Below are 13,837 nucleotides of genomic sequence, written 5' to 3'. Positions count from 1 at the left end.
GAGTGAAATGGGTGGCCGCGGACCCTGCCGTCTCACGCTGATTCAGCGCTCCGCGAGCTTGCACGACTCAGTCTAGCGGCGTTACGCGCGTTACGTGGACGTGCCCGGTCAGGCCGGGATTTCCAGCTGGAACCCGCAGCGGCAGCGCAGCACCGTGGTCTCGAGCTGCACTTCGGCGGGGGCGTTCGCCGGCATGGATTCGGTGCTGACCGGTTCGAAGATGGAGAGCTGGCGGCCGTCGCGGGGCTGCATGGGTTCGCCGCAGTGCATGTACTCGGCGTCCGCGGGTTCGGCCAGGCCGCGTGCCCAGACCAAGGAATGCCCGATGCCGTGGCCGTAGAACTCACCCGGAGCGGCAGAGCCTGCCCCGGAAAGATCTTCGGGACTGATTTCAATGGACATAATACGAGACCTTCAAGTCAGGTCCGGACGGACAGTTCCATCGTCCAGAACGGATAGTAAGCATGCTTACTCATAATATGCCACGAACCGCGGTGGCATGTACAGGCCCCGCCTGGCGGAGACCTGGATCACGGGTGGCTACAGTGGAGCGGTGAAACTGCTCAAAGCACAACCGGGTACCGTCCGCCGGTTTATGAACATCTGGCCGCCGTTCGCCTTCACCGGAATCCGGGTCACCCGCCTGGATCCGGACTATCTGGGCGTTTCGGTGCGGCTGCGCGAGCACTGGTGGAACCGGAATGTTGCCGGTGTGCATTTCGGCGGTTCGCTCTTCGCCATGACCGACCCGTTCTGGATGATGCTCCTGCTGCACCACCTCGGCAAAGACCACGTGGTGTGGGACAAGTCCGCGGAAGTCGATTTCATCAAGCCCGGCAACGGCGAGGTCACCGCCGAGTTCACGCTGGCTAAGGCCGACGTCGAGCGTCTCCGTAAGTTGGCTGCTAACGGGGACAAGGTCCTTGAGTGGTTCTCGGTGGACATCACGGACAAGACCGGTGCGGTGGTGGCGCGGGTGCGCAAGCAGGTCTACATCCGCCGGAAGCGGGAGAGCCGGGACGCCGTTGCTCCCGCCGCGGGGGACACCGCAGCAGGTTAGGGGCTGCCCGGTTACAGCCCGTTACAGGCTGCCGTTGGCCGGGCCCAGCAGGGCGGTCAGGTTTTCCCAGCGGGAGATCTGGCAGCCGTCGGTTAACGCGAAGGACGCGTCCACCGCGCTCCCGTTGACGGTCCCGGTTACATGGGCGCGCTGCATGCCGGCAATGATCTGCGTGCACATCATGCCGGCCTCCGGTTCGGCGAAAAGCGTTGCCCCCTGCCCGGCCAGCAGGGCACAGGCCGCCGCAGGATCGGGAACATTTGAGCCGGGGAGCGGGGTGGTGCCCTCGCACTGCAGGGTCCACGTGTCGGTGGTGTTCTGGCCGTCAGCCATGAATTCCACCGTGAGGGAGGTTGCGGCCGCCTGACCGGGGGCGGGGGCCGGAGCGGAGGTGGAACCCGGAGCGGACGTGGTGGGGGATGCTGCGGAGGGCGAAACCCCGGGAGTGGCAGAGGCGGAGGCCGAGCTGTCATCGCCAGAGGTGCCGGCGTTAGAGCCGCAGGCGGCCAAAACCAGCACGGAACAGAGCAGCAGCAGGGGGAAGCCGGTGCGGCGGGGGCGGATCATGGTGAGACCTCCATCAGTCGGTGGCCCCAGCCTAGTGGCCCCGTCAAGCGGCGGACCACCCAAATCGGCCCGCACGCTCAACCGGCGTAACCCGCTCCCAGTGCGGTCCGGGCCTGCTCCTCGAAGTAAGGGCCCTGCGCCGGATAATAATCGCCGAACTCCGGCGCCGGAGTGCCGTTCAGTGCCGCTTTGAGCCGGTCCAGGTAGTATTCCCAGCCCGGACCGTAGCTGCCGGCCGCAGCGGGGTCGGCCAGATGCTGGATGAATTCCATCCGCGTTCCGCCGGCAGCGTCCTGCAACTGGATCTCCAGGTCCCAGGCGCCGTCGTCGTCCCCGACCAGCAGCCGCAGCAGCTCAGGCGCCGCGCAATCCCGGACCTGCACCCGGCTCCAGGGCAGACCCTCTTCGTAAAGCATCTGCAGGTCAAAACTGCTGTTCCTGGCCGGGTGCCCTTCCCAGCGGCCGAACCACGCCGCCGCCTGAGCAGGATCGGTGAGGGCGGACCATATGTCCGCCGGGGGCACCGGAAAACCGCGCGTAAGGATCAGCTGGTAGGACTGGTCTCCGGTGCGGAGGACCCGGCCGGTGGGCTCTGGCTCCATGGCTGCTCTCCCAATTGGGCCAGCAGGTCCAGGATGCGGGCCCGGAGCTGCTGTGATTCCTCGGCAAATGCCCGTTGCGCGGCAGCATACTCCGCCCGCCCCTGCGGTGTCTCCACTGGAATGGGTGCATAACCCCAGTCCTCAAGGTCATAGGGCGAGGCGCGCATGTCCATCATCCGGATCCGCCAGGACAGCTCGAAGCAATCCATCACCAGCTCGCTGGGCAGCAGCGGGACAAGCTTGTACGCCCATTTGTACAGGTCCATGTTGGCGTGCAGGCAGCCGGGCTGTTCCAGGTCCCGCTGGTTTTCACGGGTGGGGGTCAGTTCGTTCAGGGGTACGGCTTCGGGGGTGTAGAACCGGAAGGCGTCGAAGTGGGTGCAGCGGATTTTGCTGCGCTCCACCAGTTCGTCGGTGCCCTGCGCACCCAGCCGCAGCTGCAGGTAGTCGTGGCGGATCCCGTTGTCCTCGGACTTGTACGCCATGGCCCACTCGTGCATGCCGAAGCAGCCCAGCACCGGTTTCCGGGCGGCCGTGCGGGAGAGCAGCATGGCGGTAAAGGCCGCCGCTTCACCTCGTGCCGCGGCAAACCCGGCCACGTCCACGGTCACGGCCGGGGCGGCGGCGTCCAGGCCGGCCGCGGCCGTTTCGTCTGCCGTGAGGTTTCGGTAGAACTTCCAGCCGGCACGCTCGTGCGCAGCTTCACCGGTCAGGACGACGCCGGCGCCCGGGTGCCAGCGCAGCAGCTGGCCCGGCTTTTGGGAATAGTAGGTGAAGAGGAAATCTTCCACGGGGTGCTTGCGACCGGCGGAGCGGCGCTGCAGGTAGTCCTCGGTGAAGGGGCGCACACGTGCTTCGTGCGCTGCCTGGCGAGGCAGCCACTGGTCCTGGGGGAGGACAACGGGATGGGCGGAAGGAATCACGCCTCCATTATCCTGCCTGCCGGCATGGACGTCGTCGGCATCTGCGGAGCGTCCGCCTGCCGCCGGGAACTTCCGGCGTGATCATTAGTAGGATGTGAACGGAAGCCCGTTCGAAAGGTGCAGCATGGTTGAGAAGGAAAGCTTCGTGTCCCGGTTCATGCGGACCACGGGCAAAGTGCGGCTGATCTTCGGTCCGGCGCAGCAGGGTTCCACCGAGCACCCCATGACCGAGGAAAACAAGGCACTGCTCAAGGCGCAGCAGGAGCAGGAAAAGGTCATGTGGGAGACCAAGACCCGGGCCGACGGCAGCAGTTACATCGTCTCCCGCGAGCGTCATTAGCCACTTCCTGGGCACCCATATGTGGCTGGTGCAGACCGCGTTCGCAGCGCTCGTCATCGTCGGGCCCCTGCTGGGGGCGTGGCTGATACCCCGGATGCGCGCGGCCCGCGTACTGCTGAATCTGTACACGGCCGCCATCCTGCTGCTGACTATGTTTCCCACTACCTGTGGCCATGTTCCTTGCCGGTGTCGGTCTGTCGGCACTGATCGAGGCGGTCCAGGCGTTCGTCCCCGTGCTCGGCCGCAGCTGCACCGCCACGGACTGGCTGGCCAACAGTGCCGGCGCCCTGACAGGAGCCGTGCTGGCGGCAGCCGCCCTGTGGATCCACCGGGCCCGCACCCGGCGGCGGCTACCCGCGGAATCCCCGCTCCAACCGGTTAGGCCGGAACCCTAGCGCCCGGTGCCGCCGTAAACCGTGGCCTCGTCCTCGCCGTCGAGCCCGAACGCCGCATGGACCGCGCGCACGGCCGTGTCCAGCAGCTTGGCACTGGTCACTACGGAAATCCGGATCTCCGAGGTGGAGATCATGTCGATGTTGACCCCGGCGTGGTGCAGGGCCTCGAAGAAGCGGTGCGATACACCCGGGTTGGAACGCATTCCGGCGCCGATCAGTGAGAGCTTGCCGATCTGCTCGTTGTACTGGATGGTGTCGAAACCGACCTCGTCCTTGGCGGCGTTCAGCGCATCAATGGCCTCCTTGCCGTCGATGATCGGCAGCGTGAAGGAGATGTCGGTCCGTCCCGAACCCTTGGTGGAGACGTTCTGCACGATCATGTCGATGTTGGAGTTCGCGCCGGCCACAATGCCGAAGATCTCAGCCGCCTTGCCGGGGATGTCAGGGACACCCACCACCGTGACCTTGGCTTCGGAACGGTCGTGGGCAACACCGGAGATGATGGGCTGTTCCAAGGGTTCTCCCTCTTGAATCTTGATCTTGTCGTCGGGGCTGGGCAGTACCCAGGTTCCCTCGTGTGAGCTGAAGGACGAGCGGACGTGCAGCGGCACACCGAAGCGGCGCGCGTATTCCACGCAGCGCAGGTGCAGGATCTTGGCGCCGGAAGCGGCCAGTTCCAGCATTTCCTCGCTGGAAATCTTCTCGATCTTCTGCGCGCTCGAAACCACCCGCGGATCGGCGGTGTACACGCCGTCGACGTCGGTGTAGATCTCGCAGACATCGGCATCCAAGGCAGCGGCCAGCGCTACGGCAGTGGTGTCCGAGCCGCCGCGGCCGAGGGTGGTGATGTCGTGGCTGTCCTGGCTGACGCCCTGGAAGCCGGCCACGATGGCGATGTCGCCGCGCTCAATGGCTGTTTTGATCCGGTGCGGGGAGACATCGATGATGCGGGCTTTGCCATGGATGGCATCCGTGATCATGCCGGCCTGGCTGCCGGTGAAGGACTGCGCGGAGCCGCCCAGCTGGTTGATGGCCATGGCCAGCAGGGCCATTGAAATGCGTTCTCCGGCGCTGAGCAGCATGTCCATTTCCCGGGCGTTGCCCAGGGTGGTGATTTGTCCGGCCAGATCGAGGAGCTCATCGGTGCTGTCGCCCATGGCGGAAACCACTACCACCACTTCGTTGCCGGCGGCATGGGTATCCACCACGCGCTTGGCCACGCGCTTGATGCCTTCGGCGTCCGCTACGGAGGAACCGCCGAATTTCTGCACTATCAGGCTCATGCGTACACTTTCTGAGTTTTGTTGTTCTCTGGTGTGCCCGGCATCTTCGGCGTGGCAGGTATTCCCCTGGAAAACGGGCCGCGGTACCCACGACGTCCGTCCAGAAAGTCTATAGCCGCGCTTGGGCCGGGCTGAAATATCACGGCAACATGCACTTAACGTCACTTTGCGGCGAGTTTGTACCGTAGTCCCGGACTGCCGGACCCTATGGTGGGCGCCATGGGGAATAACAGTGCCGAGAGCACGGGCATAGTCGCCGAGGGAATCCAGCGCAGTTTCGGTAGCGTGCAGGCGATCCGTGCCATGGATTTCACGGCACCCGCCGGGGAAGTGACGGCGCTGATCGGCCCGAACGGTTCAGGCAAAACCACGCTCCTGCTCATTCTTGCCTCCCTGCTGGCACCCGATGCCGGTTCCGTGCGGATCAACGGGTTCGACCCGCTGACCCAAGCCGGTGCGGTGCGCGCCACCGTGGGCTGGATGCCGGACACGCTGGGAACCTGGGAATCGCTGACCGCCACGGAAATCCTGACCACCATGGGGGCCTTCTACGGATTGGGCCGGTCCGCTGCCGCTGCCCGTGCTGCCGAACTGCTGGACACCGTGCACCTGACCGAATACGCGGACCAGCCCGCACGCGTTCTGTCCCGGGGGCAGCAGCAGCGGCTGAGCCTGGCCCGGGCGCTGATCCACGATCCCTCCGTACTGCTGCTGGACGAGCCCGCGTCCGGCCTGGACCCGGCCTCTCGGGTGGACCTGCGGGTGCTGCTCCGACGGCTGGCCGGCGAGGGTAAAACCATTCTGGTCTCCTCGCATGTGCTCTCCGAGCTGGATGAAATGGCGGACCGGGCAGTTTTCGTGGCGCGCGGTGAAACCGTGAAGACCCAGTCGCTTTCCGACGCCGGCACGCAGGAACGCTGGTACACCGTCCGTGCGCTGGACACCGGGAAACTGCTGCGGCAGGTGGATGCGCAGCAGCTCCAATACCGGCAGCCGCAGGACCAGCAGCGGCCCCACATACAGATCCGGGTGTCCGGCGAGGACGCAGCCGCCGAACTGCTGCGCAACCTGGTGCTTGCCGACGTCGGCGTCACCGCCTTCGCCCCGTCCGGCGGTGCCCTGGAAGAGACCTACATGAGTTTGGAAACCGATCGCCGATGAGTACCCTGAGCCAAAGTCCGGTTGTTTCCCCGCTTGGTTACGCCAGCGGCGTGCGGTCCGTGTTTGCCCTGGAAATGAAGCAGCGGCTGCGCACGCGCAGCTGGTACGTCCTGCTGACGGTCTGGTTTTTCGTCATTGGGCTCGTCGCGATGCTGACGGCCTTGAACGCCGGCTCCCAGCAGGGCCAGCGAGGTCCGGTCCTGTTCGAGCTGATGGTCGGCTTTGTCCTGTTCTTCGGCCTGCTGCTGGCCCCGGCCCTGTCAGCCAACGGGGTGAACGGTGACCGCGCCGCGGGCACCCTGGCCATTTTGCAGGTCACGCTGCTGCGGCCCGGCCAAATTCTGGCCGGCAAGTGGCTGGCGGCATGGGTGGCTTCGCTCGGTTTCCTGGTAGCGAGTGTGCCGTTCCTGCTCTGGGCGCTCGTCCTGGGCGGGGTGCGCCCGCTCTCGGCGCTCGTGGCCGTGGTCATGCTGGCCGTGGAACTGGGGATTGTGTGTGCAGTGGGGGTGGGGGTTTCGGCGCTGGCCGCCCGTCCGCTGTTCTCCATTGTGGTGACCTACATGCTGGTGGCCCTGCTGGGGTTGGGCACCCTGATTGCCTTTGGACTCAGCACCACACTGACCGAGGGCACGGTTCGTGCCAGTCCGGTGCAGTACTCCCAGTCCGCGCCTTTCGACCCGGAAAACTACGAGTGCGTGGGCGAAGTGCAGGACATGCCGGCATTGCGCACCGAGCGGGTCGCCTGGATCCTCGCCGCCAATCCCTTTGTGATTGTGGCCGACGCCATGCCGGCGCAGAGCGGAAAACCCGGCGTCGAGAGCGGAGTCATGGAGAGCATCAGCATTCTCGTCCGCGAGGCCCAGGCCGGTCCCGAGAGCGGGATGCCGTGCGTGAACGGCGAGAAGAAACCGGGCGTCACGGCCGGCTCACTGGCCGTCACGCCGATCTGGCCGCTGGGGCTGGGAATCCAGCTTGCCGTGGCCGCGCTGCTGCTCTTCCTGGGACGACGCCGGCTGGTTACGCCGGTGCGGAACCTCTCTGCCGGAACGCGGATCGCCTAGGACATGCTGCGGCGGCCTTCGAAGGCCCGGCCCAGGGTGATTTCGTCGGCGTACTCCAGGTCTCCGCCCACCGGCAGCCCGGAGGCAAGGCGGGTGACCTTGATGCCCAGGGTCTTGAGCATCCGCACCAGGTAGGTGGCGGTGGCTTCACCCTCCAGGTTCGGGTCGGTGGCGATGATGATCTCGGAGATCTGTTCGTCGGAGAGCCGGCTGAGCAGCTCACGGATGCGCAGCTGGTCCGGGCCGATGCCCCCGATGGGGTTAATGGCGCCGCCCAGCACGTGGTAGCGGCCGCGGAAGGACCGGGTGCGTTCCACCGCGATGACGTCCTTGGATTCCTCCACCACGCAGATCATGGTGGGATCGCGCCGCGGGTCGCGGCAGATGGCGCAGGTTTCCTGCTCCGTGACGTTGCCGCACACAGTGCAGAACTTCACCCGCTCCTTGACCGTGACGATGGCCGTGGCCAGCTTCTTCATGTCATCGGGATCGGACTCGAGGATGTGGAACGCAATGCGCTGGGCGGACTTCGGCCCCACGCCCGGCAGGCGGCCTAGTTCATCGATGAGTTCCTGAACCGCACCTTCGTACACGTAACCTTCTCTGCTGGGTTGAATTGCATTTGTTGCTTAATCATCTGCTGCCGGCAGCCGGCTGGAGCCGCTGCCGGGATGTTGGGCGGGGACCGCCGTCGTTGGTGCCGTCCGGTCAGCGGCCGTCGACGCTGCGTTCTTCGATCAGCCGGCCGCCCAGGATCCGCTCAATGGCCTTGCGGCCCACCAGTCCCGAGTCCTCCAGCGTGATGTCATCTGCGCTGGGAACGTCTTCGACGTATGCCGAGTCTACTGGCCGGCTCCCCCTGACGGGGGCTCCGCCGCCGCGCTGGGCGGCTTCGTTGAGCAGCTTCTGGTAGCGGCTCAGCGGTTGGTTGGGGCCGGCGGGTGCTGCAGGTGTGGCCGGTGTGGCCGGTGTGGCCGGTGCGGCCGGTGCGGCCGGTGCAGCAGGAGCGGAAGCCCGCGCGGCTGGGGCCGCAGGAGCCGAAGCCCGCACGGCTGGGGCCGCTGCCTCCACTGCGGGCTTCGCAGCCGCCGGCGCGGAGGCTGCTCCCGTCTGGCCGTTTGCTCCGGTCGCTGGAGCGGCGCTCGATCCGGTGCCCGCCCAGTTGGTGGTGGCCCACTCGGAATCGGAGAGGTGGCCGCCGGAGTACACATCGGCAGGTGCCTCGGCGGTTTCCCAGGCATTGCTTTCCGGTGCGTCGTTGAAGGGATCGGAAGGCTCGTCCGGCCACGCCTCGTCCGACGGACCCGGCTGCGGTCGTCCGGACTGGCCTGCCCGTCCGCCGCCGCGGCCGGCGCCTGTGCCCCGGGAGGCAGAAGCTACCGGCGCGTTGGACGGCGAGGCGGTCCGACGGCGGAGCGCAGCAGATGCCGCGTTCACGGGCGCGGCCGCAGCAGGTTCTGATGCCTTCGTGTCCGCAGCTTCCGGATTCGGGCCGGCGGCGTTGGTGGGGGCTGCGGGGGAGGGCGCAACAGAGGGTGCAACTGTCGCGGCTGAGGACGAAACTGCCGCAGCTGCCAGCGGCCAAGCCGGTGCGCCGGCGCCCTGAGTGCCGGAGCCCTGAGTGCCGGAACCCTGAGTGCCAGAACCCTGAGTGCCGGAACCAGGCGATGTTGTGCGGGCGTTGCCAGCCGCTGCGGTGTCAGCATCCGGACGGGCTTCTGCCGTACGTACCGCGCCGCTCGGGCTGACGGCAGGGGCACTTGCAACGGCGTCAGCAGCGGCACTCGCGGGGGTGCCAGGCGCAACCGGTTCGGCCGGGCGCTCGGCAGTGGCCGGAGCGTCAGGGCGCCCAGCCGACGGCGCGGAGGGTGCCTGCCCAGCCGGTGCATTGGCTGCGGAGCTGCCGGGGCCACCCGCAGAAAGCGTTGCAGCCGGGGCGGATGCCGGCGCGCGCCGGCTATCGGCTTTTGGGCCCGACTCACCCGCTGACGCCGAGCTGTCATGGATCGGATTGATCTGGCAGTCCAGCGCCAGGACCTGATGGATGGCCTTGCGCAGGTTATCCAAGTGGTCTGGCCGGTTGAAGTTGGTGGCAGCACCCGGGTTGGAGAACGCCAATTCCAGGACCTTGCCGTCAAAGGAGCGAGGGCTGGAGTTCTTGCTGACGTTCAGCCAAGTGGCCCGGCGGATACTCGTGAGGGCATCCATGATTTCGGGCCAGGCGCGGCGGATCATCTCGATCTGCCCGCCTCCGCCTGTGGGAGCAGCTCCGTGCCCGGCGGCGGGTGCCTGACGGGAGGGGGCTGCAGGGCTGCCGACTGCAGGGCTGCCGGCGGCAGGCTGCTGTGCCGGCTGCGGGGCGGTGGGCTGCTGTGCCGGCGCCTGTGAGCCGTTGGTGGAGGAACCGTTGCTTCCGGCCGGTCCCGCTGGCGCAGGTGCGGACGACGGAGCCGAGCCGCTCCGGTCAGCGGCCGGGCTCTGCGCGGGTGCGGACGCAGCGCCGGCAGTGCTGCTGGCAGCGGGAGAGCTTTGGCCGGGTGCATCCACGGGAGTGGACCAGGTACCGCCCCAGTCCAGGGAGCTGCCCCCCGCAGTACTATCTGCCGCAGGTGCATCCGATCCGCCCTGGTCCGAAGTTTCCCCGGGGGAGGGGGTGGCGGCAAAGTCGATGCCCCGCGGCGAGGAAGGTGCTTCATCCACGGACGGCGCGGAAGCACCCGACTGCGATGCGGTGGGTGCGGCGGCCGGGATGGTGGTTACCGGTGAGGCAGCAGCGGCTGCGCGGCCCATGGCTTCGGTGGGATCGCCGGCGTAGCTCAGGCGCCGCTCGAGGCGGTCCACCCGTGCAGCGGTTCCGCGTTCGGTCTGGTCTGCGGCCGGCAGCAGGATGCGTGCGCAGAGCAGCTCCAGATGCAGGCGCGGCGAGGTGGCGCCGGTCATCTCGGTCAAAGCGGTGTTGGTGATGTCTGCGGCCCGGGAAAGCTCGCTGCCGCCCAGCTGCGCAGCTTGGGTCTGCATCCGGCTGATCTGGTCCTCCGGCATGCCGCGCAGCACGGCAGCGGCACTGTCCGGCATCGCGTTGACAATGATCAGGTCGCGGAAGCGTTCCAGCAGGTCTTCGACAAATCGGCGCGGGTCCTGGCCGGTCTGGATGACACGGTCGACGGCGCGGAATACCGTTGCTGCGTCCGCTGCGGCCACGGCGTCGACGACGTCGTCGAGCAGGGATACCGGTGTGTAACCCAGCAGGGAAACGGCTAGTTCGTAGTCCAGTCCGTCGGGGCCGGCACCGGCCATGAGCTGGTCGAGGACGGACAGGGTGTCACGCACCGACCCGCCGCCGGCCCGGATCACCAGGGAAAGCACACCGGGTGCCACGGCTACCTGTTCCTGGGCGCAGAGCTTTTCCAGGTAGGCCAGCAGCGGCTCCGGCGGGACCAGGCGGAAGGGGTAGTGATGGGTGCGGGAGCGGATGGTCCCGATGACCTTGTCCGGCTCCGTGGTGGCGAAGATGAATTTGATGTGTTCCGGGGGCTCTTCGACAATCTTCAGAAGGGCGTTAAAGCCGGCGGACGTGACCATGTGGGCCTCGTCGATGATGAAGATCTTGTAGCGGTCACGGACCGGAGCGAAGGTGGCCCGCTCCCGGAGGTCGCGGGCGTCGTCCACGCCGCCGTGGCTGGCGGCGTCGATCTCGATGACGTCGAGGCTGCCGGAACCGTCACGGGCAAGCTCAATACAGCTGTCGCACTTGCCGCAGGGAACGGGAGTGGGGCCTTCAGCGCAGTTCAGGCAGCGCGCCAGGATGCGCGCGGAAGTGGTTTTGCCGCAACCACGGGGACCGGAGAACAGGTACGCGTGGTTCACGCGGTTCTTTTGCAGGGCCGCCATCAGCGGCTCCGTGACGTGCTCCTGGCCGATCACATCCGCGAAGCTCTCGGGACGGTAGCGGCGGTAAAGGGCTGTACTCACAGATAGAAGCCTATCGGTTGGCACTGACGGTTTTCACTCCGGCGCCCGGTGCGTGACGAAGCGCTCTCCGGGGAAAATTAAAGACCCCCCATGCACCTGCCAGAGCCCGCTTACCCTTGCTACCTTCCGGTCCTGGGGGAGTTCACAGGATGACACCACATGAGGGGCCGGGAACCAGTCTACCCGATATTTGAGGGTGCCGAATGCGCGCTGGCGGGCTCCTTCAGCCGCGGGACCGCGCGGGCTTGCAGGCCCTTGTTAACTGCTGCCGGAGCCGGTGGTGCGCATTCCGTCCATCAGAAGGGTGATCATGCCGTCTGCGTCAGGGCGCCAACCCGGTTGGCCGTAGGCGGTTCCGATGCCGTGCAAGGCAAGCAGGACGGCCCCCGCTCCTATGTCCTTCCGTATGGTCCCAGCGGCAGCGGCTGCGGTCACCAAGGCGTCCACGGCGGACGTGAGCTTCCGGGTGCCGTCGGCGATCGCCGTCGTACTGCCGGACAGGAGTACTGCCAGGGTTGCCCCGAGCCCCTTCTGCGACTCCATATGGTCGACCATCCCGTGCAGGAATGCCTCCAGTGCTTCTTCGGCGGGCATAGCGTCCTGCAATTCCCCTGCCCGTTCGCACAGGGAGTCGATCTCTTCCTGGTAAACGGCCTCAGCCAGCGCTTCCCGGGTGGGGAAGTGGCGATACAGGGTTCCCGTGCCAACACCGGCCAAGCGGGCGAAGTCGTCAAAGCGCAGCTCGACGTCGCCGGCGTCAAATACATGCCGCGCCGCAGCGATGAGAGCATCCCTGTTCCGCCGGGCATCGGCGCGCAGCTGCTTGGTGGCGGTCATGGCACTCCTCGGGATCGACAAATGGAGACGATCTCCATACCGTACCAACTGGAGACAGTCTCCACTTGCACCGATTCCGGGAGGTACTGCATGAAGATCCTGATGTTCGGACGAGGCGTTATTGCCACTATGTACGGGTGGGCACTTGGGCAAGCGGGCCACGAGGTGGAATTCCATGTCCGGCCCGGCCGTGCGGCGCACTACGGCGACGGCGTTGAACTGGACCTCCTGGATGCCCGGCGCCGGCCGTGGGGCAGGCGCCACACAGGGGAGATGCCGCTGCGCTTCCGGGAGGAGTTGACGCCTGAGGACGGCTTCGACCTCGTTGTACTGAGCGTGCCGCATTACCGCTTGGCGGAAGCGGCAGCGTTCCTGGCTCCCCGAATCGGCAGTGCGTCGGTGCTGGTTTTCGGCAACGTATGGGATGAGCCGCTCGAGGCCGTCGCGGCTCTTGATCCTGAGCGTGTGGTGTGGGGCTTCCCCCAGGGCGGAGGCGGGTTCGGTTCCGACGGCGTTTTGCGGGGAACATTACTGGCGACGGTCATCTTTGGCACGTTCGGCCGTCCTCCGCAGGAGCGGGAGCGGGCGGTCCGGGCAATGTTTCGCCAGTCCGGGTTCCGGGTTCGCGAGCAACCCGACTTTCGCGGCTGGCTGTGGACCCACTTCGTTGCGGACGCAGGACTGCACGCCCAGGGTTTGAAGGCGGGGTCGATGGCGGGGCTGGTGGGGAACAGGGCCGGCCTGCGCAGAGCGATGAAAACCAGCCGGGAACTGCTGGCGCTGCTGCAGGCCCGCGGCGTCGATCTGCGCCGCCACCGAGGTTCGGTGCTTCCATTCAGGGCACCCGCATGGTTGACGGCTACCATCCTGGCTTGGGTCCTTGCCCACCTCCCGCCGGCCCGCGCCAACGTCGAGGCGCACGCAGACCCGGAGGCTCAGGAACCGAAGGTGATTTGCCGGGACGTCCTGGCTGAAGCGCGGAGGCTCGGCGTTCCGGCCACCGGCTTGGCAGCAGAGGAGCTGTATTTCATCCATAGTGGTCCCGAAAACCCGTAAGCATGTACCCCTCTATATGCACCTCTCTACGTGCGCCTCTATAAGGGATTGCGCACGGGGAGCGGGTGTCGGATTCCGGGCCTTGCCGCTGCCCGCCGGGCGGTGGTCTGCGACCCTCGGAAGGGGTGTGACAGGTCACTTCGAAACGGTTTGCGGGGACCGGGCCGGGTGTGCAAAGATAGACGAGTCGCCGCGGCCGGGACGCTGAAATAAGCGCCCGAAGCATGGCGGCCAAACCCACCAAAAAACTGAGTCTCCTTGGTGCGCCCTTCACGGGGCCGGCAGGAAAGACTCCGGCTTTTTGCTGGGCCGGAACGGCGGTTGACACGCTTTCCCGGGGCTTCCGATGAGGATAACCGGGAATTGCGGAAAACGCCGGAATGGAATAAGATGGAAAACCTTGCAGCGAAGAAGAAAAGGAAAACATTGTTTTCCCGAGTATTTTCGGATTGCGTCTGTTGTTTGAGAACTCAATAGTGTGCCAAGTTTATTGATACCAATTTATTTTAATTGGTTGAATCGACTGTTCCGCCCACCCCGTGGGCTGGAATGGTTTTTTTAGCTGGTTTCGAATTTAGTG

The 13,837-nt window shown here is 66.3% G+C and carries 14 protein-coding genes and 1 other RNA gene; 6 read left to right on the top strand and 9 right to left on the bottom strand.

What is annotated here, in order from left to right:
* Positions 1 to 108 precede the first annotated feature (108 nt).
* A complete protein-coding gene (locus QNN98_RS00075; RefSeq protein ID WP_227926030.1) occupies positions 109 to 402 on the bottom strand; it encodes a hypothetical protein in 294 nt (97 codons plus the stop codon).
* A gap of 151 nt (positions 403 to 553) precedes the next feature.
* On the opposite strand from QNN98_RS00075, the gene QNN98_RS00070 reads away from it, so the two are divergent.
* The gene (locus QNN98_RS00070) at positions 554 to 1,060 is read left to right on the top strand and encodes a DUF4442 domain-containing protein (RefSeq protein WP_227912439.1); all 507 of its coding nucleotides are present in this window, start codon (positions 554 to 556) and stop codon (positions 1,058 to 1,060) included.
* Between the two features lie 21 nt (positions 1,061 to 1,081).
* Here QNN98_RS00070 and QNN98_RS00065 read toward each other — a convergent pair whose 3' ends face one another.
* From QNN98_RS00065 to QNN98_RS00055, 3 genes are all read right to left on the bottom strand, one after another.
* Positions 1,082 to 1,627 carry a serine protease inhibitor gene (locus QNN98_RS00065; RefSeq protein WP_283995913.1) on the bottom strand — a complete coding sequence of 182 codons (546 nt, stop codon included), beginning with the start codon at positions 1,625 to 1,627 and terminating at the stop codon, positions 1,082 to 1,084.
* Between the two features lie 77 nt (positions 1,628 to 1,704).
* Complete coding sequence (locus QNN98_RS00060) at positions 1,705 to 2,229, bottom strand: SRPBCC domain-containing protein (RefSeq protein WP_227926033.1); 525 nt, start codon at positions 2,227 to 2,229, stop codon at positions 1,705 to 1,707.
* Positions 2,172 to 3,152: a 3-methyladenine DNA glycosylase gene (locus QNN98_RS00055; protein WP_283995912.1), complete on the bottom strand. Its 981-nt coding sequence runs from the start codon at positions 3,150 to 3,152 to the stop codon at positions 2,172 to 2,174. Before QNN98_RS00055 ends, QNN98_RS00060 begins: the two co-directional genes overlap by 58 nt.
* Before the next feature lie 124 nt (positions 3,153 to 3,276).
* Here QNN98_RS00055 and QNN98_RS00050 point away from each other — a divergent pair, with 124 nt between their 5' ends.
* Together QNN98_RS00050 and QNN98_RS00045 are read left to right on the top strand one after the other, a co-directional pair.
* Entirely contained in the window at positions 3,277 to 3,492 is a 216-nt protein-coding gene (locus QNN98_RS00050; RefSeq protein WP_227912435.1) for a hypothetical protein, read from the top strand.
* Positions 3,493 to 3,665: 173 nt separating this feature from the next.
* Positions 3,666 to 3,887, top strand: coding sequence for a VanZ family protein (locus QNN98_RS00045; RefSeq protein ID WP_283996237.1), 222 nt, complete (start codon positions 3,666 to 3,668; stop codon positions 3,885 to 3,887).
* Here the strand turns inward: QNN98_RS00045 and QNN98_RS00040 are convergent.
* Positions 3,884 to 5,170, bottom strand: coding sequence for an aspartate kinase (locus QNN98_RS00040; RefSeq protein WP_227912434.1), 1,287 nt, complete (start codon positions 5,168 to 5,170; stop codon positions 3,884 to 3,886). The two genes, QNN98_RS00045 and QNN98_RS00040, sit on opposite strands and share 4 nt — an antisense overlap.
* Positions 5,171 to 5,389: 219 nt before the next feature.
* Here QNN98_RS00040 and QNN98_RS00035 point away from each other — a divergent pair, with 219 nt between their 5' ends.
* Together QNN98_RS00035 and QNN98_RS00030 are read left to right on the top strand one after the other, a co-directional pair.
* Positions 5,390 to 6,331, top strand: coding sequence for an ABC transporter ATP-binding protein (locus QNN98_RS00035; protein WP_283995911.1), 942 nt, complete (start codon positions 5,390 to 5,392; stop codon positions 6,329 to 6,331).
* Complete coding sequence (locus tag QNN98_RS00030; RefSeq protein WP_283995910.1) at positions 6,328 to 7,392, top strand: ABC transporter permease; 1,065 nt, start codon at positions 6,328 to 6,330, stop codon at positions 7,390 to 7,392. Before QNN98_RS00035 ends, QNN98_RS00030 begins: the two co-directional genes overlap by 4 nt.
* Here the strand turns inward: QNN98_RS00030 and recR are convergent.
* From recR to QNN98_RS00010, 4 genes are all read right to left on the bottom strand, one after another.
* A complete protein-coding gene (recR, locus tag QNN98_RS00025; protein ID WP_227912431.1) occupies positions 7,389 to 7,985 on the bottom strand; it encodes a recombination mediator RecR in 597 nt (198 codons plus the stop codon). The two genes, QNN98_RS00030 and recR, sit on opposite strands and share 4 nt — an antisense overlap.
* Positions 7,986 to 8,100: 115 nt before the next feature.
* On the bottom strand, positions 8,101 to 11,364 hold the full coding sequence (locus tag QNN98_RS00020) for a DNA polymerase III subunit gamma and tau (RefSeq protein ID WP_283995909.1): 3,264 nt from the start codon (positions 11,362 to 11,364) through the stop codon (positions 8,101 to 8,103).
* A gap of 76 nt (positions 11,365 to 11,440) precedes the next feature.
* Positions 11,441 to 11,536: signal recognition particle sRNA small type (gene ffs, locus QNN98_RS00015), an RNA gene on the bottom strand.
* An 86-nt stretch (positions 11,537 to 11,622) separates the two neighbouring features.
* Positions 11,623 to 12,201 carry a TetR/AcrR family transcriptional regulator gene (locus QNN98_RS00010; protein WP_283995908.1) on the bottom strand — a complete coding sequence of 193 codons (579 nt, stop codon included), beginning with the start codon at positions 12,199 to 12,201 and terminating at the stop codon, positions 11,623 to 11,625.
* A 90-nt stretch (positions 12,202 to 12,291) separates the two neighbouring features.
* Between QNN98_RS00010 and QNN98_RS00005 the strand changes: the two genes are divergently transcribed.
* Positions 12,292 to 13,257, top strand: coding sequence for a ketopantoate reductase family protein (locus QNN98_RS00005; RefSeq protein ID WP_283995907.1), 966 nt, complete (start codon positions 12,292 to 12,294; stop codon positions 13,255 to 13,257).
* Positions 13,258 to 13,837: the final 580 nt, after the last annotated feature.

The sequence above is a fragment of the Arthrobacter sp. zg-Y1143 genome, from assembly GCF_030125565.1.
GTDB lineage: Bacteria > Actinomycetota > Actinomycetes > Actinomycetales > Micrococcaceae > Arthrobacter_B.
This window is presented reverse-complemented; position numbering and strand designations above follow the sequence as displayed.

Coding starts and splice junctions, on each gene's coding strand:
- QNN98_RS00035 (WP_283995911.1), top strand. CDS start 5,390: ATGGGGAATAACAGTGCCGAGAGCACGGGCATAGTCGCCGAGGGAATC.
- QNN98_RS00075 (WP_227926030.1), bottom strand. CDS start 402: ATGTCCATTGAAATCAGTCCCGAAGATCTTTCCGGGGCAGGCTCTGCC.
- QNN98_RS00050 (WP_227912435.1), top strand. CDS start 3,277: ATGGTTGAGAAGGAAAGCTTCGTGTCCCGGTTCATGCGGACCACGGGC.
- QNN98_RS00040 (WP_227912434.1), bottom strand. CDS start 5,170: ATGAGCCTGATAGTGCAGAAATTCGGCGGTTCCTCCGTAGCGGACGCC.
- QNN98_RS00045 (WP_283996237.1), top strand. CDS start 3,666: ATGTTCCTTGCCGGTGTCGGTCTGTCGGCACTGATCGAGGCGGTCCAG.
- QNN98_RS00065 (WP_283995913.1), bottom strand. CDS start 1,627: ATGATCCGCCCCCGCCGCACCGGCTTCCCCCTGCTGCTGCTCTGTTCC.
- QNN98_RS00005 (WP_283995907.1), top strand. CDS start 12,292: ATGAAGATCCTGATGTTCGGACGAGGCGTTATTGCCACTATGTACGGG.
- QNN98_RS00060 (WP_227926033.1), bottom strand. CDS start 2,229: ATGGAGCCAGAGCCCACCGGCCGGGTCCTCCGCACCGGAGACCAGTCC.
- QNN98_RS00030 (WP_283995910.1), top strand. CDS start 6,328: ATGAGTACCCTGAGCCAAAGTCCGGTTGTTTCCCCGCTTGGTTACGCC.
- QNN98_RS00010 (WP_283995908.1), bottom strand. CDS start 12,201: ATGACCGCCACCAAGCAGCTGCGCGCCGATGCCCGGCGGAACAGGGAT.